At 69.1% G+C, this 21609-nt stretch carries 21 protein-coding genes; 8 read left to right on the plus strand and 13 right to left on the minus strand.

What is annotated here, in order from left to right; genetic code table 11:
- Positions 1 to 125 precede the first annotated feature (125 nt).
- Together Q0Q23_RS16860 and Q0Q23_RS16865 are read right to left on the minus strand one after the other, a co-directional pair.
- Positions 126 to 1226 carry an epoxide hydrolase family protein gene (locus tag Q0Q23_RS16860; protein WP_295126767.1) on the minus strand — a complete coding sequence of 367 codons (1101 nt, stop codon included), beginning with the start codon at positions 1224 to 1226 and terminating at the stop codon, positions 126 to 128.
- A gap of 54 nt (positions 1227 to 1280) precedes the next feature.
- On the minus strand, positions 1281 to 3638 hold the full coding sequence (locus tag Q0Q23_RS16865; RefSeq protein ID WP_295126769.1) for an arylsulfatase: 2358 nt from the start codon (positions 3636 to 3638) through the stop codon (positions 1281 to 1283).
- On the opposite strand from Q0Q23_RS16865, the gene Q0Q23_RS16870 reads away from it, so the two are divergent.
- Together Q0Q23_RS16870 and Q0Q23_RS16875 are read left to right on the plus strand one after the other, a co-directional pair.
- Entirely contained in the window at positions 3637 to 5193 is a 1557-nt protein-coding gene (locus Q0Q23_RS16870; RefSeq protein ID WP_295126771.1) for an MFS transporter, read from the plus strand. The genes Q0Q23_RS16865 and Q0Q23_RS16870 overlap by 2 nt on opposite strands.
- 4 nt (positions 5194 to 5197) lie before the next feature.
- A complete protein-coding gene (locus tag Q0Q23_RS16875) occupies positions 5198 to 5977 on the plus strand; it encodes a VOC family protein (protein WP_295126773.1) in 780 nt (259 codons plus the stop codon).
- Positions 5978 to 6049: 72 nt separating this feature from the next.
- Here the strand turns inward: Q0Q23_RS16875 and Q0Q23_RS16880 are convergent, their stop codons facing one another.
- Both Q0Q23_RS16880 and Q0Q23_RS16885 read right to left on the minus strand, forming a co-directional pair.
- Positions 6050 to 6295 (minus strand): zf-HC2 domain-containing protein, encoded by a 246-nt coding sequence (locus Q0Q23_RS16880; RefSeq protein WP_295126775.1) that lies wholly within the window; start codon positions 6293 to 6295, stop codon positions 6050 to 6052.
- Positions 6292 to 6900: a sigma-70 family RNA polymerase sigma factor gene (locus Q0Q23_RS16885; RefSeq protein WP_200935271.1), complete on the minus strand. Its 609-nt coding sequence runs from the start codon at positions 6898 to 6900 to the stop codon at positions 6292 to 6294. The genes Q0Q23_RS16880 and Q0Q23_RS16885 overlap by 4 nt, the downstream gene beginning before the upstream one ends.
- A 160-nt stretch (positions 6901 to 7060) precedes the next feature.
- On the opposite strand from Q0Q23_RS16885, the gene aroA reads away from it, so the two are divergent.
- From aroA to Q0Q23_RS16905, 4 genes are all read left to right on the plus strand, one after another.
- Positions 7061 to 8425 (plus strand): 3-phosphoshikimate 1-carboxyvinyltransferase, encoded by a 1365-nt coding sequence (aroA, locus tag Q0Q23_RS16890; protein ID WP_295126779.1) that lies wholly within the window; start codon positions 7061 to 7063, stop codon positions 8423 to 8425.
- On the plus strand, positions 8426 to 9472 hold the full coding sequence (gene rsgA / locus Q0Q23_RS16895; RefSeq protein ID WP_295126782.1) for a ribosome small subunit-dependent GTPase A: 1047 nt from the start codon (positions 8426 to 8428) through the stop codon (positions 9470 to 9472).
- Positions 9473 to 9698: 226 nt separating this feature from the next.
- On the plus strand, positions 9699 to 10172 hold the full coding sequence (bcp, locus tag Q0Q23_RS16900) for a thioredoxin-dependent thiol peroxidase (RefSeq protein ID WP_295126784.1): 474 nt from the start codon (positions 9699 to 9701) through the stop codon (positions 10170 to 10172).
- Positions 10173 to 10273: 101 nt separating this feature from the next.
- Positions 10274 to 10498 carry a hypothetical protein gene (locus Q0Q23_RS16905; protein WP_295126787.1) on the plus strand — a complete coding sequence of 75 codons (225 nt, stop codon included), beginning with the start codon at positions 10274 to 10276 and terminating at the stop codon, positions 10496 to 10498.
- Positions 10499 to 10531: 33 nt separating this feature from the next.
- On the opposite strand, the gene Q0Q23_RS16910 is transcribed toward Q0Q23_RS16905, so the two are convergent.
- The 7 genes from Q0Q23_RS16910 to Q0Q23_RS16940 all read right to left on the minus strand — a co-directional run bounded on the left by Q0Q23_RS16910 (position 10532) and on the right by Q0Q23_RS16940 (position 16791).
- The gene (locus tag Q0Q23_RS16910) at positions 10532 to 11296 is read right to left on the minus strand and encodes an ABC transporter ATP-binding protein (protein WP_295126792.1); all 765 of its coding nucleotides are present in this window, start codon (positions 11294 to 11296) and stop codon (positions 10532 to 10534) included.
- Complete coding sequence (locus Q0Q23_RS16915; RefSeq protein ID WP_295126796.1) at positions 11293 to 12081, minus strand: ABC transporter ATP-binding protein; 789 nt, start codon at positions 12079 to 12081, stop codon at positions 11293 to 11295. Before Q0Q23_RS16915 ends, Q0Q23_RS16910 begins: the two co-directional genes overlap by 4 nt.
- The gene (locus tag Q0Q23_RS16920; RefSeq protein ID WP_295126799.1) at positions 12078 to 12956 is read right to left on the minus strand and encodes an ABC transporter permease; all 879 of its coding nucleotides are present in this window, start codon (positions 12954 to 12956) and stop codon (positions 12078 to 12080) included. Before Q0Q23_RS16920 ends, Q0Q23_RS16915 begins: the two co-directional genes overlap by 4 nt.
- A complete protein-coding gene (locus Q0Q23_RS16925) occupies positions 12953 to 13915 on the minus strand; it encodes an ABC transporter permease (protein ID WP_295126801.1) in 963 nt (320 codons plus the stop codon). Before Q0Q23_RS16925 ends, Q0Q23_RS16920 begins: the two co-directional genes overlap by 4 nt.
- An 86-nt stretch (positions 13916 to 14001) precedes the next feature.
- Positions 14002 to 15498 carry an ABC transporter substrate-binding protein gene (locus Q0Q23_RS16930; RefSeq protein WP_295126805.1) on the minus strand — a complete coding sequence of 499 codons (1497 nt, stop codon included), beginning with the start codon at positions 15496 to 15498 and terminating at the stop codon, positions 14002 to 14004.
- 55 nt (positions 15499 to 15553) lie between these two features.
- Positions 15554 to 16294 carry a DUF1684 domain-containing protein gene (locus Q0Q23_RS16935; protein ID WP_295126808.1) on the minus strand — a complete coding sequence of 247 codons (741 nt, stop codon included), beginning with the start codon at positions 16292 to 16294 and terminating at the stop codon, positions 15554 to 15556.
- A gap of 47 nt (positions 16295 to 16341) precedes the next feature.
- Positions 16342 to 16791, minus strand: a complete 450-nt coding sequence (locus tag Q0Q23_RS16940) for a hypothetical protein (RefSeq protein ID WP_295126811.1) — start codon at positions 16789 to 16791, stop codon at positions 16342 to 16344.
- A gap of 225 nt (positions 16792 to 17016) precedes the next feature.
- Here Q0Q23_RS16940 and Q0Q23_RS16945 point away from each other — a divergent pair, with 225 nt between their 5' ends.
- On the plus strand, positions 17017 to 17265 hold the full coding sequence (locus tag Q0Q23_RS16945; RefSeq protein ID WP_018190103.1) for a WhiB family transcriptional regulator: 249 nt from the start codon (positions 17017 to 17019) through the stop codon (positions 17263 to 17265).
- A gap of 128 nt (positions 17266 to 17393) precedes the next feature.
- Here the strand turns inward: Q0Q23_RS16945 and Q0Q23_RS16950 are convergent, their stop codons facing one another.
- Positions 17394 to 18887 carry a sensor histidine kinase gene (locus Q0Q23_RS16950; protein WP_295126821.1) on the minus strand — a complete coding sequence of 498 codons (1494 nt, stop codon included), beginning with the start codon at positions 18885 to 18887 and terminating at the stop codon, positions 17394 to 17396.
- Positions 18888 to 19092: 205 nt separating this feature from the next.
- Between Q0Q23_RS16950 and Q0Q23_RS16955 the strand changes: the two genes are divergently transcribed.
- Positions 19093 to 19653 (plus strand): Rv3235 family protein, encoded by a 561-nt coding sequence (locus Q0Q23_RS16955; RefSeq protein ID WP_295126824.1) that lies wholly within the window; start codon positions 19093 to 19095, stop codon positions 19651 to 19653.
- A 78-nt stretch (positions 19654 to 19731) separates the two neighbouring features.
- On the opposite strand, the gene Q0Q23_RS16960 is transcribed toward Q0Q23_RS16955, so the two are convergent.
- On the minus strand, positions 19732 to 21609 hold a 1878-nt coding region (locus Q0Q23_RS16960), incomplete at its 5' end, for a preprotein translocase subunit SecA (protein WP_295126827.1).

Here is a 21609-nt window from a genome sequence, read left to right on the forward strand (position 1 = left end):
CAGCGGGGGGCGGCTCCGTCTTACCCCAACCCCCCGACACCGGGCGGCGGGGGGGCGGGCTTCGGGCCGCGACTCCTCCGTTCATGCCGAGCAACGGGCGCGTCGCGCCGCAAGCCCTCCGTTCGCTACGCGTTCAGCTGCGAGTGGAACGCGCGGATCGCCTCGGCCGCCAGCTCGGGATGCTCGAAGCCCGCGAAGTGACCTCCGGCGGGCGCGAGCCCGAACTCGCGCAGCCCGGGCGCCGCTCGCTCGGCGAGCGACCGCGGGAAGCCCGCGAATCCGGGCTCCCGCGCGAGGTACACGCCCAGCGGCGCCGTGATCGGAGGACGGGGCGGGTTCTGCTCGTAGTCGTAGTACTGCTGGAACGACGTGCCGATGCTGTCGGTGACCCAGTACAGCGTGGCGATCGTGTACAGGATTCCCGAGTCGACGACGCGCTCCCAGCCTCCGTTGTCGTGGTCGACCCAGTCGTGCCATTTGTCGGCGATCCAGGCGAGCAGCCCGGCAGGCGAATCGGCCAGTGCCGCCGCGATGGTGTCGGGTCGCGTGAGCATGATCTCGCTGTAGCCTCCGTCGAGGCTGTCGTAGGCGTCGAGGGCCGCCAAGAAGTCGCGCTCCTCGTCGCTCTGCGGGGTGTCGTCGGCGGGGAACGGCGGGCTGAGCAATTGCACGCCCACGAGCGAGTCGGGACGATCGGCGCCGAGCCAGGTGGAGGCTCCCCCGCCGATGTCGCCGCCGAACGTCGCATAGCGTTCGAAACCGAGCACGTCGGTCATCACGGTGTGCAGCGCCTCCGCGATCGCACGCCGGGTCAGCGGCGGTTCGAGAGCCTCCGAGAACACGAAGCCCGGCAGCGACGGGATGACGACATCGAACCGATCGCTGAGCAGAGCGGCGAGCGGCAGGTATTCGACGTAGGCGCTCGGCCACCCGTGCAGCAGGAGCAGCGGCGTGTGCGGTCCGTCACCGGTGCCGCGCACACGAGCGAAGTGCAGCCTGCGGCCGTTGACGGAGGCCGTGTGCTGCTCGACCGCGTTCAGGCGGTGCTCCTCGGCCCTCCAGTCGAACGCCAGCCACCCGTCGACGAGCTCGCGCAACTCGTCGCCGCCGAGGCCGCCCTGCCAGCCGGTCCGCGGCGACGGCAGATAGTGGGTGCGGGCGAGCCGGTCGCGCAGATCGGTGAGGACGTCGTCGGGAACGTGGACACGGAAATCGTCGATGGCCATTCCGCCACCGTAGCCGCAGCGGCCGACAGCGCCGCGCCTCCCTCGCCAGCCCTGCTACTCCCGCGCCAGCATCGCAGCGGCCTGGCGCTCCAGGTCGAGATACGGCTCGCCGCTGACGTCGACGACCACGCGGTGCAGTGTGCCGCCGCTGAACCGGAAGGGGCGCTCACCCGGGTAGTCGTCGGTCACCGGTTCGCCACCGTCGTAGCCGACGCACAGCCCTTCCCCGGCGAGACTGAAGTAGCCCGGCTGGGTTTTGATGCGGCCCTCGCCGACCTTGCGGTCGCCGTGATAGAGGCTCAGGATGCCGGTGGCCAGGCCCGGCGCTTCCTCGCCATCCTTCTCGAACGCCGCCGACAGGATCAGGTTCTCCCCGGTCGGGAGGTCTTCCGTCGCGTCGATCCGCTGCTCGAGGCTGCCGACGAAGTTGTAGACGTAATGCAACCGGCCGTCCTTCACATAGAGGGTGTGGCCGCCGAAGCGCGCGCCATGCGCGAACAGCACGCCCTGCGCCCCCGGCTGCGGGAGGTCGACCAGGGCGCCGATCGCGTACGACCGGTTGCGGATGTTGACGGCCTGCGATTCGGGGATCTCGGCACCGCCGACGCGGTACACGTAGCGATCGCGCGGGCTCGTCAGCACGGGTCGCGGCGTCAGCAGGATCTCGATCGCCGATCGGTCGTCGAGTGGGAAGGCCTGGTTCGCCCCGGCTTCCGCGAACCACAGATTGACCAGTTCGCGCACGCGGTCGGGATGCTCTGCGGCGAGATCGTGCACCTCCGAACGGTCGACGTCCGTGTGGTAGAGCTCCCAGGTGTCGTCGTTGAAGTGGCTCCACCCGCTGAGCACCGGGTGATTCGACACCGCCTTCCAGCCGTCGTGCCAGATCGAGCGGGAGCCGAGCATCGCGTAGAACTGGGTCGGCCGGGCCGTCGGCGCATCGGCGTCCTCCACCGCCGAGCGCATGCTCACGCCGTCCATCCGGGACTGCACATACCCTCCGAGCTGCTCGGGCAGCTCCACGCCGAGCAGGTCGAGGATCGTCGGCACGATGTCGACGGCGTGATGGTACTGATGCCGCAGCTCGCCGCCGTGGCCGAGCACTGCCGGCCACGAGAGGATGCAGGGGTCCGCCGTGCCGCCGTTGTAGTCGTAGCGCTTCCACATCTTGAACGGCGTGTTGAAGGCCATCGCCCAGCCGTTCGGATAATGGTTGTAGGTCGCGGGACTCCCGAGCTCGTCGAGCATCGCGAGGTTCTCCTCCAGGCTGTCCGGGATGCCGTTGAAGAACTTGCTCTCGTTGACAGAGCCGTCGGGGCCGCCCTCGCCGCTCGCACCGTTGTCCGACACCAGCATGATCAGGGTGTCGTCGAGGATGCCGGCCTCGTCCAGATAGTCGAGCAACCGCCCGATCTGGTGGTCGGCGTGCGAGAGGAATCCCGCGTACACCTCTGCCATCCGCGCGTAGAGCCGTTTCTCGTCGTCGCCGAGCGAGTCCCACGGCTTGGTGGCGTCGAGCGCCGGGAACGGTGTGCCGTCTGGTCCGCTGCGCGTCTGCGGCGTTCCGATCGGGTTGATCGGAGGCAGCTCTGTCCCCTCCGGCACCAGTCCGAGGGCCACCTGACGTTGCAGGATCTCCTCGCGGATCTTCTCATAGCCCTGGTCGAACTTCCCCGCGTACTTCTCGATCCACTCCTTCGGGGCGTGGTGCGGCGCGTGCGCGGCGCCCGGCGCGTAGTAGAGGAAGAACGGCTTGTCGGGTGCGAGCGCCTTGGCGTCGCCGATGAACTCGATGGCCTTGTCGGTGAGGTCGACCGTGAGGTGGTAACCCTCTTCGGGCGATGCCGGCTGATCGACGGGATGGTTGTCGTAGACCAGATCGGGATACCACTGGTTCGTCTCGGCACCGAGGAAGCCGTAGAAGCGCTCGAATCCGCGACCGGTCGGCCAATTGCGTCGGGTGGACGCCAGGTTCATCTCGTCGGACGGGCACAGGTGCCACTTGCCCACGATGTACGTGTTCCAGCCGCGCTCGGCGAGGATCTGGGAGATCATCCCGTTCTCCTGCGGGATCGTTCCGCTGGCGTTCGGGAAGCCGGTGGCCGCCTCGGTAATGCAGGCCATCGAATTGCGCGTGTGGTTGCGTCCGGTGAGGAGTGCGCTTCGGGTGGGCGAGCACAGGGCTGTGGTGTGCCACTGCGTGAAGCGGACCCCGGAATCGGCCAGCCGGTCGATGTTGGGGGTGTCGATCGGGCCGCCGTAGCAGCTCATGGCCGAGAAGCCGACGTCGTCGAGCACGATGAGGACGACGTTGGGCGACCCGTCCGGCGCCTTCGGCGGTTCGAAGGGAGCCCAGTCCGGTTTCGATTCACGGATGTCGAGGTCGATTCGGCCACGGAACGGTGCGGTCATGACGTGCTCCTCGGTGCCCGGTGACGGCGCCGGACGGCCGCACGATAACGCCGGTCGCCCGCTCGCGGCAACCCGATTGCACGACCGCGACCGGCCGCAGTACTCTCCCACCGAGACCGACCCGGGAGCCGACATGACCGGAATCACCGCAGAGGCATCGCGTTCGACCATCCGTCGCATCATCGCGCCGCTCGCGCTGGCGCAGTTCATCTGCAGCTTCGCGGGCTCGAACATGAACGTCATGATCAACGACATGTCGCACGACCTGAACACCTCGGTCGAGGGCATCCAGCTCAGCATCACCCTCTTCCTGCTCACGATGGCCGCCCTGATGATCCCGATGGGCAAGCTGACCGACAACATCGGGCGCAAGCGGAGCTTCGTGATCGGTCTGGTGGTCTACGGCGCCGGTGCGCTGATCACGGCCTTCGCACCGGGGCTCTGGGCGGTCATCCTCGGCAATTCCCTGCTGGAGGGGCTCGGGACGGCGATGCTGATCCCGCCGGTCTACATCCTCACCACGATCCACCTTCCCGACATCCCGAGCCGGGCGCTGGCGTTCGGCATCATCAGCGGCATGGGCGGTGTCGGCGCGGCCGCGGGACCGCTGATCGGCGGACTCATCACCACCGGGATCAGCTGGCGGGCCGCGTTCGTGTTCCAGGCCCTCGTGATCGCGGTGATCCTCCTGCTGAGCCGTAACCTGACCGACCCAGTGGCTCCGGACCCGAAGCGCCCCTTCGACACCGTGGGCGCGATCCTCTCCGCTCTCGGGCTGTTCGTCCTCGTCATGGGCATCCTCGCCGCCGACACGAGCGTGCCGTTGATGGTCGTCCTCGTCCTGCTGGGCATCGCGATCCTGGTCGGGTTCTTCCTCTGGGTGCGCCGTCGGGAGCGCGTCGGCAAGGCGCCGCTGCTGTCGACGGCGCTGTTCCGCGGGCGCTTGTCGAATCTGGCGCTGATCACCCAGAACCTGCAGTGGGTGATCCTGATGGGGACCTCGTTCACGGTGTCGGCGTACCTGCAGGTCGTGCGCGGCTACAACGCGATCGAGACGGGCGTGATCTTCACGGCGGCGACGGTCGGGCTTCTGCTGACCTCGCTGCTCGCGGGCCGTCTCGCCAAGCGGTTCGCACAGAAGTCCCTGATCGTCACGGGATTCGTGCTGTGCGTCCCTGGCGTCGTGCTCCTGATCTGGCTGGCCGCGGGGACGACCGGAGGCTGGCCGTTCGTCCCTGGGCTGTTCCTCATCGGCGCCGGTCTCGGGTTGATGCTCACCCCGTCGGTGAACGTCGTGCAGTCGGCGTTCCCGGAGGCCGTCCAGGGCGAGATCTCCGGGCTGTCGCGCTCGGTGTCGAACCTGGGGTCGACCTTCGGCACCGCGATCGCCGGCACCATCCTGGTCGCGAACATCGACGCGGGCGGCGCCGCCTACGGCGTGGCCATGGCCGTGGTGGCGGCGCTGGGCGCGATCGGGCTCATCGCCGCGCTGCTGCTGCCCGCCGAGGAAGCAGACCCGGGGGTGTCGCCTCGGGGCGGCAGCGGCGTAGCGTGAGCGCATGACCGTCCTGACGAATCACCGCCTCGGGGAGCCCTGCTGGGTCGACTACGCGGCCTCCGACCTCCCGCGCGCCCAGGAGTTCTACACCGCCCTCTTCGGGTGGACCGCGGAGACCGGCGGCGGCGAGTACGGCGGGTACGTGACGTTCCGCCGCGACGGCCGTCTCGTCGCAGGCATGGGCGACGCCATGGAGGGGGCGCAGCCCGACTCGTGGCTCACCTACCTGCTCGTCGAAGACGCCGATGCGGCCGAGAGAGCCGTCACGAACGCCGGCGGCCAGGTGCTCTCACCGACCATGACGGTGGGCGACCAGGGCAGGCTGGCGGTCGCAGCCGACCCGGGCCACGCGGTGATCGGCCTGTGGGAGCCGGAGCAGCATCGCGGCTTCGAGCTCGCCGCCGAGCCGGGAGGCCTCTCCTGGCACGAGCTGTACGCTCGCGACTACGCGGCCCAGGTGGAGTTCTACAAGCGCGTCTTCGGCTGGACCACCACGGTCCTCGGCGACACCGCGGACTTCCGCTACGAGACGTTCGGCGACCCGGACTCCCCCAGCGGCGGCGTGTTCGACGCCGACGGCATGCTGCCGCCCGGGGTGCCCTCGCACTGGGTGGTCTATTTCGGCGTGCAGAACGCCGCAGACGCGGCACGTCGCGTCGTGGAACTGGGCGGCACCGTGGTGCGCGACCCGTGGGACAGCGAGTTCGGGCGGTTCGCCCAGGTCACCGATCCCCTCGGCGGCCTGTTCTTCGTGCACGAGGTGCCCGGCTCCATCGCCTGACCCCGGGATTCGTGACGAATGTCGAGATTCGTGGCACGAATCCCGGGATTCGTCACGAATGTTCGCGCGGGATCAGTGCACGGACGCCTGGAACGACCGGATGCGCAGCAGCACTTCGGCGCGCAGCGTCTCGGGCGCGGTCTCTTTGCACGCCCGCTGCACCACCTCGGTGAGCACGACGTTCAGGTGTGCTTCGCTCGAGCAGCCGTCGCAGTTGGCGAGGTGCTCGCGAACGTCCGCAGCATCCTCGTTGCAGAGCTCGTTGCGCAGGTACTCCTCGAGTTCGGCCTTCGCCTTCTCACAGCCGCAGTCGGTCATTTCGTTCTCCTGGTGGTCTGCACGTCCGGGCTCTGGACCGCCGAGAGCCCGCGCTCGTGCGCGTAGTCGGTCAGAAGCTCCCGGAGCATCCGTCGCCCACGGTGCAGGCGGCTCATGACGGTGCCGATCGGGGTCTTCATGATGTCGGCGATCTCCTGGTAGGAGAATCCCTCGACATCGGCGAGATAGACGGCCAGCCGGAAGTCCTCCGGAATGGCCTGGAGCGCGTCCTTGACGGCACTGTCGGGCAGGTGGTCGATCGCCTCCGCCTCGGCCGAGCGGCTGGAGGACGCGGTGGTCGACTCCGCACCTCCGAGCTGCCAGTCCTCGAGTTCGTCGATCGTTCCCTGATACGGCTCGCGCTGCTTCTTGCGATAGGTGTTGATGAACGTGTTGGTGAGGATGCGGTAGAGCCACGCCTTGAGGTTGGTGCCCTGCTGGAACTGGGCGAACGCGGCGTACGCCTTGACATACGTCTCCTGCACCAGGTCTTGCGCATCCGCCGGGTTCCTGGTCATGCGGAGGGCGGCCGCGTAGAGCTGGTCCATGAAGGGCAGCGCCTGCTCTTCGAACAGCGCGCCCTTGTCCTCGGTTTCGGTGCTCATCAGGGGCCAGTCTAGTTGCGCCCGGCTCCGAGCGATCCGGCGCTGGGGCCGGGTCGCCGACGAAGCGCGCACGCGGGTGCGTGGTGCGTCGAGGACAGCGGTCGCTGCGGGCACGTGCTGATCCTTCCTTCGGGCTCGATCACGGATAACCTTGACAACAATGCTGATCTCGAAATATTCCGCCCCCGACTTCGATCCGTACGGCGACAACCGCGTCGACGAGCCGAACACGCTGTGGCCCGCGCCGGTCGCCGACGGCCCGGTGACGGCCTCCGTTTCGCTGCCCGGATCCAAGTCGCTGACGGCTCGCGAGCTCGTGCTCTCGGCCCTCGCCGACGGCCCCTCACTGCTCCGCGCTCCGCTGCACTCGCGCGACACGGCCAATATGGTGGAGGCGCTGCGCGCGCTCGGGGTCTCGATCGTCGAGCAGCCGGGCGCCGGCGAATTCGGCGCCGACCTCCTGATCACTCCGGCCGAGGAACTGCTCGGCAGCACCACGATCGAGTGCGGCCAGGCCGGAACGGTGATGCGGTTCGTGCCGCCGGTCGCCGGACTCGCGCTCGGCCCGACGATGTTCGACGCCGACGACTCCGCCCGCGGGCGGCCGATGGGCACGATCATCGCCGCGCTGCGCGCGCTCGGCGTCGACGTGAACGACGACGGTCGCGGCGCCCTCCCGTTCACGGTCCACGGAACGGGGACGGTCGCCGGCGGCGCCATCGAGATCGACGCCTCCAGCTCCAGCCAGTTCGTCAGCGCCCTGCTGCTCTCGGCCAGCCGATTCGAGGGCGGCCTCGACCTGACCCACTCCGGCGAGCGCCTCCCGAGCCTCCCCCACATCGAGATGACGGTCGCGGCGCTGGCCGCCCGCGGTGTGACGGTCGAGTCGCCGGAGGTCGGGCGCTGGGTCGTGAAACCCGGCACGATCGTGGCCCGGGAGGTCGACATCGAACCCGACCTCTCGAACGCCGCGCCGTTCCTCGCGGCCGCGGTCGTCACGGGCGGCACGGTGACCGTCTCCGGCTGGCCCGAGACGACGACGCAGGTCGGCGCCGACCTGGCCGATCTGCTTCCGCTGTTCGGTGCGACCGTGACGCGCGACGGCGACCGGCTCACGGTCTCCGGGCCCGAGCGCATCGCGGCCGTACAGCTCGACCTCACCACCGGAGGCGAGCTCGCACCGGCGATCGTCGCCATCGCTGCGCTGGCCGACGGTCCGAGCGAGATCACCGGCATCGGGCACATCCGCCACCACGAGACCGACCGGTTGGCAGCGCTGGCCGCCGAGATCAACAGGCTCGGCGGTGCGGTGACCGAGCTCGAGGACGGCCTGCGCATCGAGCCGCGCACCCTGCACGGCGGCGCCTGGCGGAGCTACGAGGACCACCGGATGGCGACGGCCGGCGCGATCCTCGGCCTGGTGGTGCCGGGAGTCGAGATCGAGAACATCGCCACCACCGCCAAGACGCTCCCGCAGTTCCCGCAGCTGTGGGCGCGCATGCTCGAGACGGGCACGGCGGCCTAGATGTCGTGGTGGTCGGATGACGACGACGAGGACGACGAGTACGACCTCTACGACGAGTCGACCATCCGCAGCCGGCCCAATCCCAAGGGCAATCGTCCACGGTCGAAGCAGCGGCCGGAGCACGCCGGAGCGGAGATCGCTCGGGTCCTCGGGGTGGATCGCGGCCGGTACACGGTGCTGCTCGACGAGGACACCGACGACGAGCGGCAGGTCGTAGCGGCGCGCGCCAGCGAGCTGCGGCGCAAGCCGATCGTGACAGGCGACCGCGTCGCCGTCGTGGGCGACACCTCGGGCGACGAGGGCACCCTCGCCCGCATCGTGCGCATCGAGCCGCGGACGACGCTGCTGCGACGGAGCGCGGACGACACCGACGAGGTGGAGCGCGTGATCGTCGCGAACGCCGACCAGATGCTCATCGTGGTCGCGGCCGCCAATCCCGAACCCCGCACGCGGCTGGTGGACCGGTACCTGGTGGCCGCGTACGACGCGGGCATCGAACCGATGCTGTGCGTCACCAAGATCGACCTCGCCGATCCGGCGCCGTTCCTGCACAACTTCGCCGGACTCGACCTGCCGGTGTTCACCAGCCGGGAGGACCACATCCCCGTCGACGAGATCACCGCCGCCCTGATCGGCCACGACACGGTCGTGGTCGGCCACTCGGGGGTGGGCAAGTCGACGCTCGTCAACGCGATCGTGCCGGGCGCCGGACGCGCCACCGGGCACGTCAACGAGGTGACCGGCCGAGGGCGCCACACGTCGTCCTCCACGGTGTCGTTGCGGGTGAAGAGCGGCGCGGAGCACGGCTGGGTGATCGACACTCCCGGAGTGCGCTCGTTCGGGCTGGGCCACGTGGACACCGCAAGCATCCTCAAGGCGTTCACCGACCTGGCTGCGATCGCCGAGGACTGCCCCCGTGGGTGCACCCACCTGCCCGACGCACCCGATTGCGCCATCATCGAGGCCGTCGACGAGGGCCGGCTCGGCGAGACCGGCCGCGCGCGCCTCGATTCGCTGCAGCGCCTCCTCGCCACCTTCGCGTCTTGAGGGCCGACGAGGGCGCGTGCCGACCGCCGAGGGCGCGTGCCGACCGCCAAGGGGCGTACGAGGGGCGAGTGCCGACCGCCGAGGGGCGCACGAGGGGCGAGTGCCGACCGCCGAGGGGCGTCTAAAGGCCCTCAAATCCGCTATTTGAGGGCGTTTGGGCGCCCTTCGGCCGCCCCTCGGCCGCCCCTCGGCGATCCGGACTCGCAGTGCGAGGCAGAATGGACGCATGACTGAGGTTCGACTTGAGGCTGGACAGCCCGCACCCGCGTTCACACTCGCCGACCAGGACGGCACCCCCGTCTCGCTCTCCGACTATGCCGGCGACAACGTGATCGTCTACTTCTATCCGGCGGCGATGACGCCGGGCTGCACCACCGAGGCCTGCGACTTCCGCGACAACCTCAACTCCCTCGCGTCCAGCGGGTACAAGGTGATCGGAATCTCCAAGGACGCCCCCGCAAAGAACAAGGAGTTCCAGGAGCAGGAGCGGCTCAACTTCCCGCTGCTGTCGGACGAGGACCTCGCTGTCCACACCGCCTACGGCGCCTACGGCGAGAAGAAGCTCTACGGCAAGACGGTCACCGGCGTCATCCGCTCCACCTTCGTCCTGAACCCGGACGGGAGCGTGCGCCTCCCCCTGTACAACGTGAAGGCCACCGGCCACGTAGCCTCCCTCCGCAAAAAGCTCGGTCTGGATTAGCCCCAACTCCCTGCGCCGCGAGACGGCGCGAAGCGGGGTACGGACCGCCGAGGCGGCGGAGAATACGCCGCCTCGTCATCCACGACGCCGCGTTCCTCTACGTGAGCGCCTACAGCCTGGAGCAGTCGCTGCGGCAGCAGGCGGAGGAGCGCGACGGGGAACCGACACGCGACGCGGGCGAACTGGTCGGACGGCTGCGGATGCTGCCGGCCGGTCTCTTCCCGAACACCGTGGCCCACGCCGACGCGCTGACCTCGGGTCGCGGGCACGAACGGTTCGACTTCACACTCGACCTGCTGCTGCGCGGCGCCTCCGAAGGCAGCTGACACCGGCTCAGCGGCTGCGTCGGCAAACCCGCCTCAGGCCGGCAGTCGCGGAACCGACGCGAGGAGCCGTTGCGTGTACGGATCGGCCGGCGAGCCGAGCACATCGGCGGTACGCCCCTGCTCGACCACGCGTCCGCCGTTGAGCACGACGGTCTGCTCGCACAGCGACGCGACCACGCTGAGATCGTGCGAGACCATCACGATCGTCATCCCGTCGGCGGAGGCCAGGCTCCCGAGCAGCTCGATGATCTGGATACGGGTCGTGACGTCGAGGGCGCTCACCGGTTCGTCGGCCAGCAGCACCCGCGGGCGCGACACGATCGCGCGGGCGATGGCGATGCGCTGGCGCTGGCCGCCGGAGAACTCGTGCGGGTAGCGGTCGGCCGCGTCGGCGGGCAGCGCCACCGCGCGGAGTGCGTCCGCCACGCGATCGCGGGCATCGGCTCCGGAGGCGATCCGGAGGGACGCGAGCGGCTCGCCGATGATCCGGCCGATGCTCTGCCGAGGGTCGAGCGATGAGTACGGGTCTTGGAAGACCGTCTGCACACTGCGCCGGAACACGCGCATCACGGCGCGATCGCGTCGGTCGAGCGGTGCACCGTCGAAGAGCACTGCGCCCGACGTCGGCGACGCCAGGCCCAGGAGCAACGAGAGCACGGTGGTCTTGCCCGCGCCGGACTCCCCCACGAGGCCGATGCTTCGGCCCGCTTCGACGGCGAACGAGACACCGTCCAGCGCGGCTGCGGCGGCACGACGATAGCGGAAGCCGACGTCGCGGAGTTCGAGGACGGCGGTCACGGCACCTCCAGGGCGGCGTCGAGCTCGCGGGCGCTCCGGACGAGCTCGGCGGTGTAGGGATCGGCCGGCGCGGTCAGGATGCGCTCGATCGTGTTGTCTTCGACGACGCGTCCCCCGCGCAGCACCAGAGCGCGCTCGGTGAGCTTCGACACCACGGCGAGATCGTGGCTCACGAAGAGCAGCGCCATGCCGCGTTCCTCGACGAGCGAGTCGAGGAGGGCGAGGATTTCGGCCTGGACGGTCACGTCGAGGGCGGTCGTCGGCTCGTCCGCGATCAGAAGCTGCGGGCGACACGCGAGCGCCGCCGCGATGGCCACGCGCTGGCGCTGCCCTCCCGAGATCTCGTGCGGATACGCGCGGGCGATCCGCTCCGGGTCGGGCAGTCGCACCTCGTCGAGCGCGACGTGGACCGCGTCTCGGAGGGCGCTCCCCCGCAGACCGAGATGTCGCCGCAGCGGCTCCGCGACCTGGGCTCCGAGCCTCATGAGCGGGTCGAGCGCGGTCAGCGGTTCCTGGAAGACGGTGGAGGCGATCCGTCCGCGGAGCGCAACCAGCGAACGCTCTTTCGTACCGACGACCTCGGTCCCGGCCAGCTGCACGCTGCCGGTCGCGGTGAGCCCGTCCGGAAGGAGCCCGGTGATGGCGAACGAGGTCAGCGATTTGCCCGACCCGGACTCGCCGATCAGACTCAGCCGCTCGCCGGCGTCGAGACGGAAAGAGACGGCCTCGACCAGCTGCGATCCGTCGCGGGCCGTGACGCCGAGCTCCCGCACGTCGAGGATCATCGCGCCCTCCTCCGGGTCGGGTCCGCGACATCGCGCAGACCGTCGGCCACCAGGTTCACTCCCACGACCAGGACGACCAGGGCGACACCGGGCGCGATCGCGCCGACGGGGGCGACGGCGACGGTGCCCTGAGCTTCCTGGAGCAGCCGCCCCCAGGAGGCGTTCGGCGGCGGAGCGCCGAGGCCGAGGTACGACAGGCTCGCTTCCGCGAGCACGGCCACGCCGAACTGGAGGGCGAGGTTCACGCCCAGCGTGGGCCAGATGTTCGGGAGGACGTGACGGCCCACGATACCGGCCCACGACGTTCCCGACGTGCGGGCGGCGGTGACGAACTGCTGCGCGAGCACGCGCTTGGCCAGCACGCGCGTCAGTCGGGCGACGACGGCCGACATCGCCAGGCCGATCGCGAGGATGGCCGTGCCGAGCGATGCCCCCTGCGCCGCGACGATCAGCATCGCCAGCAGCAGCACGGGGAACGCGATGATGATGTCGAGCACCGCCGAGATCGTGTCGTCGAGCCACCGGCCGGCGAAGGCGGCCAGCATCCCGACGGTGACGCCGATGAGCGCGCCGATCACCACGGCGCCGACTCCGACGGCCAGCGCGATGCGGGCGCCGATCATCAGCTGCGTGGTCAGGTCGCGACCGAACCGGTCGGTGCCGAGCCAGTGAGCGCCGTCGGGAGGCGCGAGCCGGCCTCCGGACGTGTCGCCCTGCGCGTACGGCAGCCACACGAACGACACGGCGGCGACCAGCACGACGAGACCGACCAGGGTGAGGCCCACCCCGAGCGTGACCGATCTGCGCGCACGCCGTCTCGCCCGCTGCCCCGGATCCGGCGCCGTCTGCGCCGCCTGCTCGACGACCGCGCTCACCGGTTGCCCGAGATACTCTGCCGCAGACGCGGGTCGATGAGGCGCTGGGCGATGTCGGCGAGGAAACCGACGATGAGCACGAGCAGCGTGGAGACGAAAAGGATGCCCTGGATGTCGGGGTAGTCGTGCTGCTCGATCGCCTTGAGCAGCATGCTGCCGAGGCCCGGCAGCGTGTAGACGCTCTCGACCACCACCGCGCCGAGGAAGGTCGTGGCGAGCTCGATGCCGAGGATGGAGATGATCGGGACAGCCCCGTTGCGCAGACCGTGCCTCCACATGGCACGTCCGAACCCGGAACCGAGCGCGCGCGCATTGCGGAGGTAGTCGCTGCCGATGACGTCGAGCGTCGCGCTGCGCACATAGCGCGCGATGGACGCGCTCATCACGATGGCGATGGTGATGACCGGCAGCGCCAGCGACTGAAATGCGGCCGCGGGATCGGCCCAGTCGTCGCGGGGGAAGCCCCCGGACGGGAACCATCTCAGGTCGATCGCGAACGCGTCGACCAGCAGGATGCCCACCCAGAACACCGGCACCGCAATGCCCAGCTGCGAGAACGCGGAGAGCACCAGGCCGTACCAGCGGTCGGCCTTCCACGCGGCCACGAAGCCGATCGGGAGGGCCAGCACGAGCGCCAGCACGAACGACAGCAGCGTGAGCGGTACGGTCACCGCCAGCCGGGACGCGATCTCGGGGCCGACCGGCAGGGAGGTGATGAACGACTGCCCCAGGTTGAGCGTGAGCAGCGAGCCGAACCAGTCGGCGAACTGCTCGGGCAGCGGGAGGTTGCTGCCGACCTGCTCCTGCGCCGCCTTGATCTGCTCGGGCGTCGCACTCGCCGACAGCAGCGCGTTGGCCGGATCGCCCGGGAGCACGCGCAGCAGGAAGAAGAGCACCACCATCGCGAGCAGCAGCGACACCAGCAGGAACGCTGTGCGGCGGACGAGGTAGGAGGTCATGATCTTCTCAGCGTAGATGCTCGGGGAGACCGGTTCCGGCCTCCCCGAGCATCGGTGGAGAACGCGGCAGGCCGCGCTGGTGTGGATTACTTCTTGACGATGTCGTACGCGTAGAACTGCGAGTTGAGCCCGTTCACCGGGTACCCGCTCACCGAGCTCGACGCCACGACGATCTGCGGGTACAGGTACAGCCACGCGCTGGCGGCATCCTTCGCGATCTGCTCGTTGACCAGCTTGAGCTTGGCCGTCTGCTCCGCCGTGGTCGATGCCTGCTCGGCTTCGTTCACCCAGGTGGTGACCTGCGGGTTGTCGTAGCCCCAATAGAAGTCGGGGTTGCCGTACCAGACGACGTCGCGGTCGTTGACGTGCTCCTGCAGCGTTGCGACGAAGTCGTGGTTCTTGAACACCTTGGTGTACCACTGGTCGGCCGAGATGGAGTTGATGTCCACGGTGATGCCGACCTTGGCGAGCTCCGTCTTCAGGAATTCGGCGACGGCGGGGTGCGGGTCGTAGGTCGGGGTGTCGAGCGTGAACGAGAAGCCGTTCGGGTACCCGGCCTCCGCCAGCTCCTTCTTGGCCAGCGAGACGTCGTAGGGGTTCACCGTGGTGAGGTCCTCGTACCAGGGGTCGCTCGGCGGCACCATCGAGCCGATGAGCGTGCCGTACTTGCCCCAGATCGAGCTGAGCAGCTTCTTGGTGTCGATCGCCGAGTAGACCGCCTTGCGGACCTCGGTCTTGTCGAAGGGGGCGACCTTGTCGTTGAAGGCCAGGAGCTCCTTGGTCGTCGAATGTCCGTTGCTGATGGTGAAGCTCTTGTTGCCCTCGAACTGGCTCAGCGAGTCAGGGCTCTGGATGCTGGTGACGATGTCGACCTGATCGGTCAGCAGGGCGTTGGAGAGGGCGCTGGCGTCGGTGAAGTAGTCGTAGACGACCTCCTTGTTCTTCGCCTTGTCGCCCCAGTAGCCGTTCCAGCGCTCGAGGCTCAGCGAGCTCCCGCGCTTCCAGGTGCCGAGCGTGTACGGGCCGGTGCCGTCCTCCGCCGTCTTGTAGTTCGTGGTGCCGGGGCCGTAGATCCACACGTAGCTGAGGTTGTACGGCAGCGAGATCGACCGCGACTTCAGCGAGATCACGACGGTCTTGTCATCCGGCGTCTGGATGCCGGAGATGACCGCCAGCTGCGACTTGCGTGCCGACTGCGAGTCGCCGGCGAGCACGCGCTCGATGCTCGACTTGACCGATGCGCTGGTCAACGGCTTTCCGGAGTGGAACTTCACCCCGTCGCGGAGCGTGAAGGTGTAGGTGAGGCCGTCGGCGCTGGTCGTGTATTTCGTCGCCAGCAACGGCTCGACCTTGCCGTCGTCGGTGAGCTTGAACAGCCCCTCGTAGACGTTGCCGTTCAGCGCCTCGGTGACGCCCTGGCCACCGCCGGCGGTGTTGTCCAGGTTGACCGGCTCGTAGAGCGAGCCGATGGCGATCGACGCGTCCGCGCCGGACGAGGACGACGATGCGCCGGAGCAGCCGGCGAGCGTGAGGGCCGCGGCGATGCCGATGGCGAGCGTGGCGAGCAGGGGGGTCTTTCTCAACAGAGTTCTCCTGTGCAGTGGGGAGTGCGGAAGGAAGGGGAGGAGGGGAAGGGGCTCAGTGGGCGGCGCCGTCGCGCAGGACGACGCGCTTCTCGCCCGCGGTCACGGGTACGGCGAAGCGGTTGTTCCGCGGGGGCAGCGGACAGTTGTACTGGTCCGAGAACCCGCAGGGCGGCACGAAGGCGCGGTTGAAGTCGAGCACGGCGCGGTCGCCCTCGCGGGTCACGAAGAGGAAGCGGCCGGAGGCGTAAGTGCCTTCGGGGCCCTCGTCGCCGTTGGTGGGGTCGCCGAAGACGAGCAGCAGCGTGCCGTCGTCGTCGAACGCGCTCAGCGTGTAGTCGACGCCGTCCCTCTCGAACGTGATGTCGCCGGGGACGACCAGCTCCCGCGTGAGGCCGTTGTCGCGGATGTGCTCGAACGGGATCGTGCGGTCGCCGTCGACCGGGGTGAAGGTCGCCTCGATGACCCACGACGGGTCGAACGGGAAGGCCTCGATCGTCTCGAACGCCCGGATCGCCGGAGAGTCGGCGTCCCACAGGCGGATACCGCGCTCGGGCGCGCCCGTCTCGAGGTTGCGCCGGGTCAGTACCGTCGCGGTCACGGTCGCCCGTCGACCCGCCAGCGCCTGGTCGGGGGTGGTCTCATCGCCGTCGGGCAGCCAGCGGGTCTCGATGAGGGCGAGGTTGCCGGTCGGCGAAGCCACGGATCCGAGGCGCCAGGCTCGCCACTCGGCGTAGCCGGCCTTCGCGGTCTCGACAGCGGACGGGGAGGCGAGGGCGGTGGAGGTCTCAGTCACGATACCGGGCATAACAGAACGAGTCTCGGCCTTGTTCCCGCGTCGACCTATTCGTGTGTCTCCGTGTTGCGGGCGTCCGACCGCGCGGTCGCGCGCACGACCGACGGCGCCAGGGCGAGCACGCCCGCGACCACCGCGGGGACGAGGAGCGCCCAGCCCACGTCGGGCCGCGCCACGAGGCCCTGGAAGCTGCCCACCGCGACCGCGATCATCAGGATCTGGATGGTCACGATCGACGCCCGCGCCCAGGCGTGCAGCCGAAGCAGGCCGACGAGCGTCGCGATGACCCAGACGGCTCCCAGCGCGACGAGCACGGTGATCGCGACAGCGGTGGTGTACGACTGGGGCCTCTGCGTCAGAAGCTCGAACAGCAGCCAGAGCGCGAGCCCGGTCACCAGCAGCGCCTCCAGCGCCACGATGACGGCGAGGACGACGAGAAGCGGCGGCCTCGCGGGGGCAGGCGTGCTGTCGGGGGCAGGCGCTGACGGATCGGGCACTATAGCATCCAGACGTTTCGAGTGTGTGTTCACAGCGTTATCCCATACAAAACTATTGATTCGGATTAACCGCTATGGGAGCATATTGGAGGCCGAGTTAGTGCTCACAGGGTGGTGGGCAGGTCTCATTCCCCATGGATCTGAAGAACCCTGTAACGCGGCTGCTTACCTGCATTCTAGGCCCCTCGGGCCAGGAAACATCCAGCAAACAAGGAGCATATCTTCATGGATTGGCGCGACAAAGCCGCCTGCCTGACCGCGGACCCCGAGCTGTTCTTCCCGGTAGGAAACACGGGCCCCGCGGTCGATCAGATCGACAAGGCAAAGGCGGTCTGCGCTCGCTGCACCGTGACGGAGATCTGCCTCCAGTACGCCCTCGAGACCGGCCAGGACTCCGGAGTCTGGGGCGGCCTGTCCGAAGACGAGCGCCGTGCGCTCAAGCGTCGCGCCGCCCGGGCACGTCGCGCCTCCTGAGCCCCTTCAGAGGCTCTTCGCATCACCCTCACGCCGCCGAGGCGGTGCTCCCGAACACCTAGCAGACGTCATCGTCCGGGAGCGCCCCCTCGGCGTTTTTCGTCGCGACCGCCTGCGCCTCGCGCGGATCAGACCGTGGTCAGGTAGCGCAGCGGCACCTCGATGGTCACCTCGGTGCCCTGACCCATCATCGTGTGCCAATCGATCGCGCCCCCGAGCTCGCCCTGGATCAGGGTGCGCACGATCTGGGTGCCGAGCCCGGAGCCGACCTTGCCCTCGGGGAGGCCGGACCCGTTGTCCACGACCTTGACCGTGAGCGACTCCGCGGTGCGGTTCGCAACGATCTCGACCTGTCCCTCACGGCCGGCCAAGCCGTGCTCCACCGCGTTCGTCACCAGTTCGGTCAGTGCGAGGGCGAGGGGCGTGGCGTACTCGCTCGGCAGCGAGCCGAACGTGCCCGACTTCTTGGGGTGCACCGTCGTCGTGTGGCTGGCTGCGACCTCCGCCACCAGCAGGAGCACCCGGTCGAAGACATCGTCGAAGTCGACGATCTGCGCGAGGCCCGTCGAGAGCGTGTCGTGCACGACCGCGATCGCCGCGACCCGCCGCATGGCCTGACTCAGCGCCTCCCTCGCCTCCTCCGAGTGCGTGCGGCGCGCCTGGATGCGCAACAGCGACGCCACGGTCTGGAGGTTGTTCTTGACGCGATGGTGGATCTCGCGGATCGTCGCATCCTTGGTGATCAGCTCGCGCTCCTGGTGCCGCTGCTCGGATACGTCGCGGCACAGAACGATCGCACCGACGCGCTCGCCCCGGTTGCGGATCGGGATCGCCCGGAGGGAGACCGTGACTCCGCGGGCCTCGATGTCGGTGCGCCACGGCGCGCGCCCGGTCACCACCAGTGGGAGCGACTCGTCGACGATGATCGTGCCGGCGAGGAGACCGGTGGTCACCGTGGCGAGCGACTCGCCCTCCAACTCACCCGTGAAGCCCATGCGGTTGAAGGCGCTCAGGGCATTGGGGCTGGCAAACGTGGTGACGCCGTCGACGTCCAGGCGGATGAGGCCGTCCGCCGCGCGCGGCTGGCCGCGCCGGGGCGCGGCCGGAGCGCCCAGGTCGGGGAAGTCGCCCGTGGCGATCATGTTGAACAGGTCGTTCGCGCAATCGTTGAACGTCAGTTCCTGTCGGCTCGGTGTGCGCGCCTCGCTGAGGTTGGTGTGCCGCGTGATCACCGCCACCGGTTCGGGCGCGGTCTCCGGTGAGTGCACCGTGAGCCGGCGGATCACCGGCACGGCGCGCACGCGCGTCGGCGTCTCTTCGTACCAGTCCGGAGCGGACGTATCGATGATCTCTTTCGTCCGGTAGGCGTCCGTGACCTGCTGCCGCCACTCCGGCTTGATCCGCTGGCCGACGAAGTCGCGGTAGAAGAGCGTCGCCGCGCTCGACGGTCGGGCGTGCGCCACCGCGACGAAATCGTCGTCGGTCGTGGGGACCCAGAGCACGATGTCCGCGAACGCCAGGTCGGCCAGGAGTTGCCAGTCGCCGACGAGCGAATGAAGCCACTCGACGTCCGCCTCGGAGGAACGACCTTGGGCATGGACGAGATCACTGAGCGTCGACACTCCCCCACTATAGACAGACGGCGTCACGCCCCGGTGACGGCGGCCTCCCGCGCGAACGCACGGCGGACGACTCGACCTGAGCAGGATCAGTGGAACGAGTTGTCCACACCCGCGTTGATGCCCTGGACCCTCACGAATCGCGCTGCTTGAGTGTGAGACAGGAAATCGACGAACGCGTCGAACAGAAGAATCGAGCACCATCGGAATGAACGCACTCCTGACTCCTGTCCTCGGCCGCGATGAGCTGCGCGGGAACGGACTCCGCGAGCACGAACCCCGTGACGACTTCGGCCAGCGCGACTCCCACGACACGAGCGCCCTCCGCCCCACACGCCGGCCGCCGGCCACACGGCGGCTTCCCGGCCGTCCTCCCCTCAGCGTGGTGCAGCAGGACCCAGACCCCGAGCTGCGGCTGACCACGGGCGCCGACGACGACCCGGGCCTGCTCAGCGCCAAGCTGGCACTGTGCGTCATCGAGATCCTCGCGGGAGCCCGGCCCCTCGACCAATTGGGCCGTTGGGTGAGCGATTCGGTCTACGTCCAGCTCCTGCGCCGCACGGTCATCGCCTCGCGCTCGCGGGAGGTCACGGGCGACGACGCCCGCCGCCCGCGTGTGCGGGTCGGAGAGCCGATGATCAACCACCTCGGCGAGACGATCGTCGACGCGGTCGTGATGATCCACCAGCCGGCGCGCTCGCGTGCCGTCGCCCTGCGGCTCGAACGACACAGGAACCGGTGGAGAGCGACCGCGATCAGCGTCCTGTAGACGCACACGGCGGGGCAGCCGGGAGGCCGCCCCGCCGTGTGACGGAGGGTGTTCAGCGCTACGCGCTCAGCGACCCGTTCAGCGCTTCTTGGCCTGCGCCCGGCGCTCCGCACGGTTCACGGGAGCGTCGTCCGACTCCTCCACCCGCTGGCCGAAGGCGCCACGCTGGTTCGACGCCTGGGCCGGCGGAGCGGCAGGCGCCGACTGGCGCTGAGCGCGCTGGGCGCGATCCGTCGCCGCCTTCTCGATCTGGCCGCGCTGGTTGCGCACCTCGACCTCGCCCTGCTCGCCGGGCGCCGAGTAGCTGAGCCGCGCATCGGCGGACTCGCCGCGGGCGAGTCCCTTCGCCGCCACGGCCGGAGCCGCGACCTCGTCGGGAGCCTGGTTGACCTCGACCTCGAGGTTGAACAGGAAGCCGACGGTCTCCTCGCGGATCGCGCCCATCATCTGCTGGAACATCGCGTAACCCTCGCGCTGGTACTCGACCAGCGGGTCGCGCTGCGCCATCGCGCGCAGGCCGATTCCGTCCTTCAGGTAGTCCATCTCGTAGAGGTGGTCGCGCCAGCGGCGGTCGATCACCGACAGGACGACGCGGCGCTCCAGCTCGCGCATCGCCGGCGACCCGAGGGACTCCTCGCGCTTCTGGTAGGCGATCTGGGCGTCCGACATGATCTCGCGGCGCATGAAGTCGCGGTTGATGCGGCCCTTGTTGCCGGCCTCGGCGATGACCTCGTCGATCGAGACGCCGACCGGGTAGAGCGTCTTGAGCTCGGCCCAGAGCGCGTCGAAGTCCCAGTCGTCGCCGCTGCCCTCGCCGGTGTGCTGGTCGAGGATGTCGTCGATCACATCGGTGAGGAACTTCTGGACGCGCTCGTGCAGATCGTCGCCCTCGAGGATGTGCCGCCGGTCGCTGTAGATGGCCTCGCGCTGGCGGTTGAGGACGTCGTCGTACTTGAGCACGTTCTTGCGGATCTCGGCGTTGCGCGCCTCGACCTGCGACTGCGCGCTGCGGATGGCGCGGCTGACCACCTTCGACTCGATCGCCATGTCGTCGGGGACGCTGGTGCGGCCCATCAGGCTCTCGGCTGCTCCTGCGTTGAACAGTCGCATCAGGTCGTCGGTGAGCGACAAGTAGAAACGGCTCTCGCCCGGGTCGCCCTGGCGGCCGGAACGACCGCGCAGCTGGTTGTCGATGCGGCGGGACTCGTGGCGCTCGGTGCCGAGCACGTACAGGCCGCCGGCCTCGATGACCTTCTCGGCCTCCTCGGCGACCTTCGCTTTGACCTCGGTGAAGACCTCCTCCCAGGCCGCCTCATACTCCTCCGGCGTCTCGACCGGCGACAGCCCGCGTGCGTTCATCTCGGCCACGGCGATGAACTCGGCGTTGCCACCGAGCATGACGTCGGTTCCACGACCGGCCATGTTGGTGGCCACCGTCACGGAGCCCAGACGCCCGGCCTGCGCCACGATCGCGGCCTCGCGCGCGTGGTTCTTCGCGTTCAGGACCTCGTGGCGCACGCCCTTCTTGGCGAGCAGGCGCGAGAGGTACTCGCTCTTCTCGACGCTCGTCGTGCCGACCAGGACCGGCTGGCCCTTCTCGTGGCGCTTGACGATGTCTTCGACCACCTGGTCGAACTTGGCCTTCTCGTTCTTGTAGACGAGGTCGGGCTGGTCTTTGCGCTGCATCGGCTTGTTCGTCGGGATGGCCACGACGCCGAGCTTGTAGGTGCTCATGAACTCGGCCGCCTCGGTCTCGGCGGTACCGGTCATGCCGGACAGCTTCTTGTAGAGGCGGAAGTAGTTCTGCAGGGTGACCGTGGCGAGCGTCTGGTTCTCGGCCTTGACCTCGACGCCCTCCTTGGCCTCGATCGCCTGGTGGATGCCCTCGTTGTAGCGACGGCCGACCAGGATGCGGCCGGTGTGCTCGTCGACGATGAGCACCTCGCCGTTCATGAC

It is taken from the genome of uncultured Leifsonia sp. (genome assembly GCF_945957465.1).
GTDB lineage: Bacteria > Actinomycetota > Actinomycetes > Actinomycetales > Microbacteriaceae > Leifsonia.

What these genes read in the sequence shown, in the direction of transcription:
- Q0Q23_RS16860 (WP_295126767.1), bottom strand. Translation starts at nt 1,226, where the DNA reads ATGGCCATCGACGATTTCCGTGTCCACGTTCCCGACGACGTCCTCACC.
- Q0Q23_RS16870 (WP_295126771.1), top strand. Translation starts at nt 3,637, where the DNA reads ATGACGTGCTCCTCGGTGCCCGGTGACGGCGCCGGACGGCCGCACGAT.
- Q0Q23_RS16865 (WP_295126769.1), bottom strand. Translation starts at nt 3,638, where the DNA reads ATGACCGCACCGTTCCGTGGCCGAATCGACCTCGACATCCGTGAATCG.
- Q0Q23_RS16875 (WP_295126773.1), top strand. Translation starts at nt 5,198, where the DNA reads ATGACCGTCCTGACGAATCACCGCCTCGGGGAGCCCTGCTGGGTCGAC.
- Q0Q23_RS16880 (WP_295126775.1), bottom strand. Translation starts at nt 6,295, where the DNA reads ATGACCGACTGCGGCTGTGAGAAGGCGAAGGCCGAACTCGAGGAGTAC.
- Q0Q23_RS16885 (WP_200935271.1), bottom strand. Translation starts at nt 6,900, where the DNA reads ATGAGCACCGAAACCGAGGACAAGGGCGCGCTGTTCGAAGAGCAGGCG.
- aroA (WP_295126779.1), top strand. Translation starts at nt 7,061, where the DNA reads ATGCTGATCTCGAAATATTCCGCCCCCGACTTCGATCCGTACGGCGAC.
- rsgA (WP_295126782.1), top strand. Translation starts at nt 8,426, where the DNA reads ATGTCGTGGTGGTCGGATGACGACGACGAGGACGACGAGTACGACCTC.
- bcp (WP_295126784.1), top strand. Translation starts at nt 9,699, where the DNA reads ATGACTGAGGTTCGACTTGAGGCTGGACAGCCCGCACCCGCGTTCACA.
- Q0Q23_RS16915 (WP_295126796.1), bottom strand. Translation starts at nt 12,081, where the DNA reads ATGATCCTCGACGTGCGGGAGCTCGGCGTCACGGCCCGCGACGGATCG.
- Q0Q23_RS16925 (WP_295126801.1), bottom strand. Translation starts at nt 13,915, where the DNA reads ATGACCTCCTACCTCGTCCGCCGCACAGCGTTCCTGCTGGTGTCGCTG.
- Q0Q23_RS16945 (WP_018190103.1), top strand. Translation starts at nt 17,017, where the DNA reads ATGGATTGGCGCGACAAAGCCGCCTGCCTGACCGCGGACCCCGAGCTG.
- Q0Q23_RS16955 (WP_295126824.1), top strand. Translation starts at nt 19,093, where the DNA reads ATGAACGCACTCCTGACTCCTGTCCTCGGCCGCGATGAGCTGCGCGGG.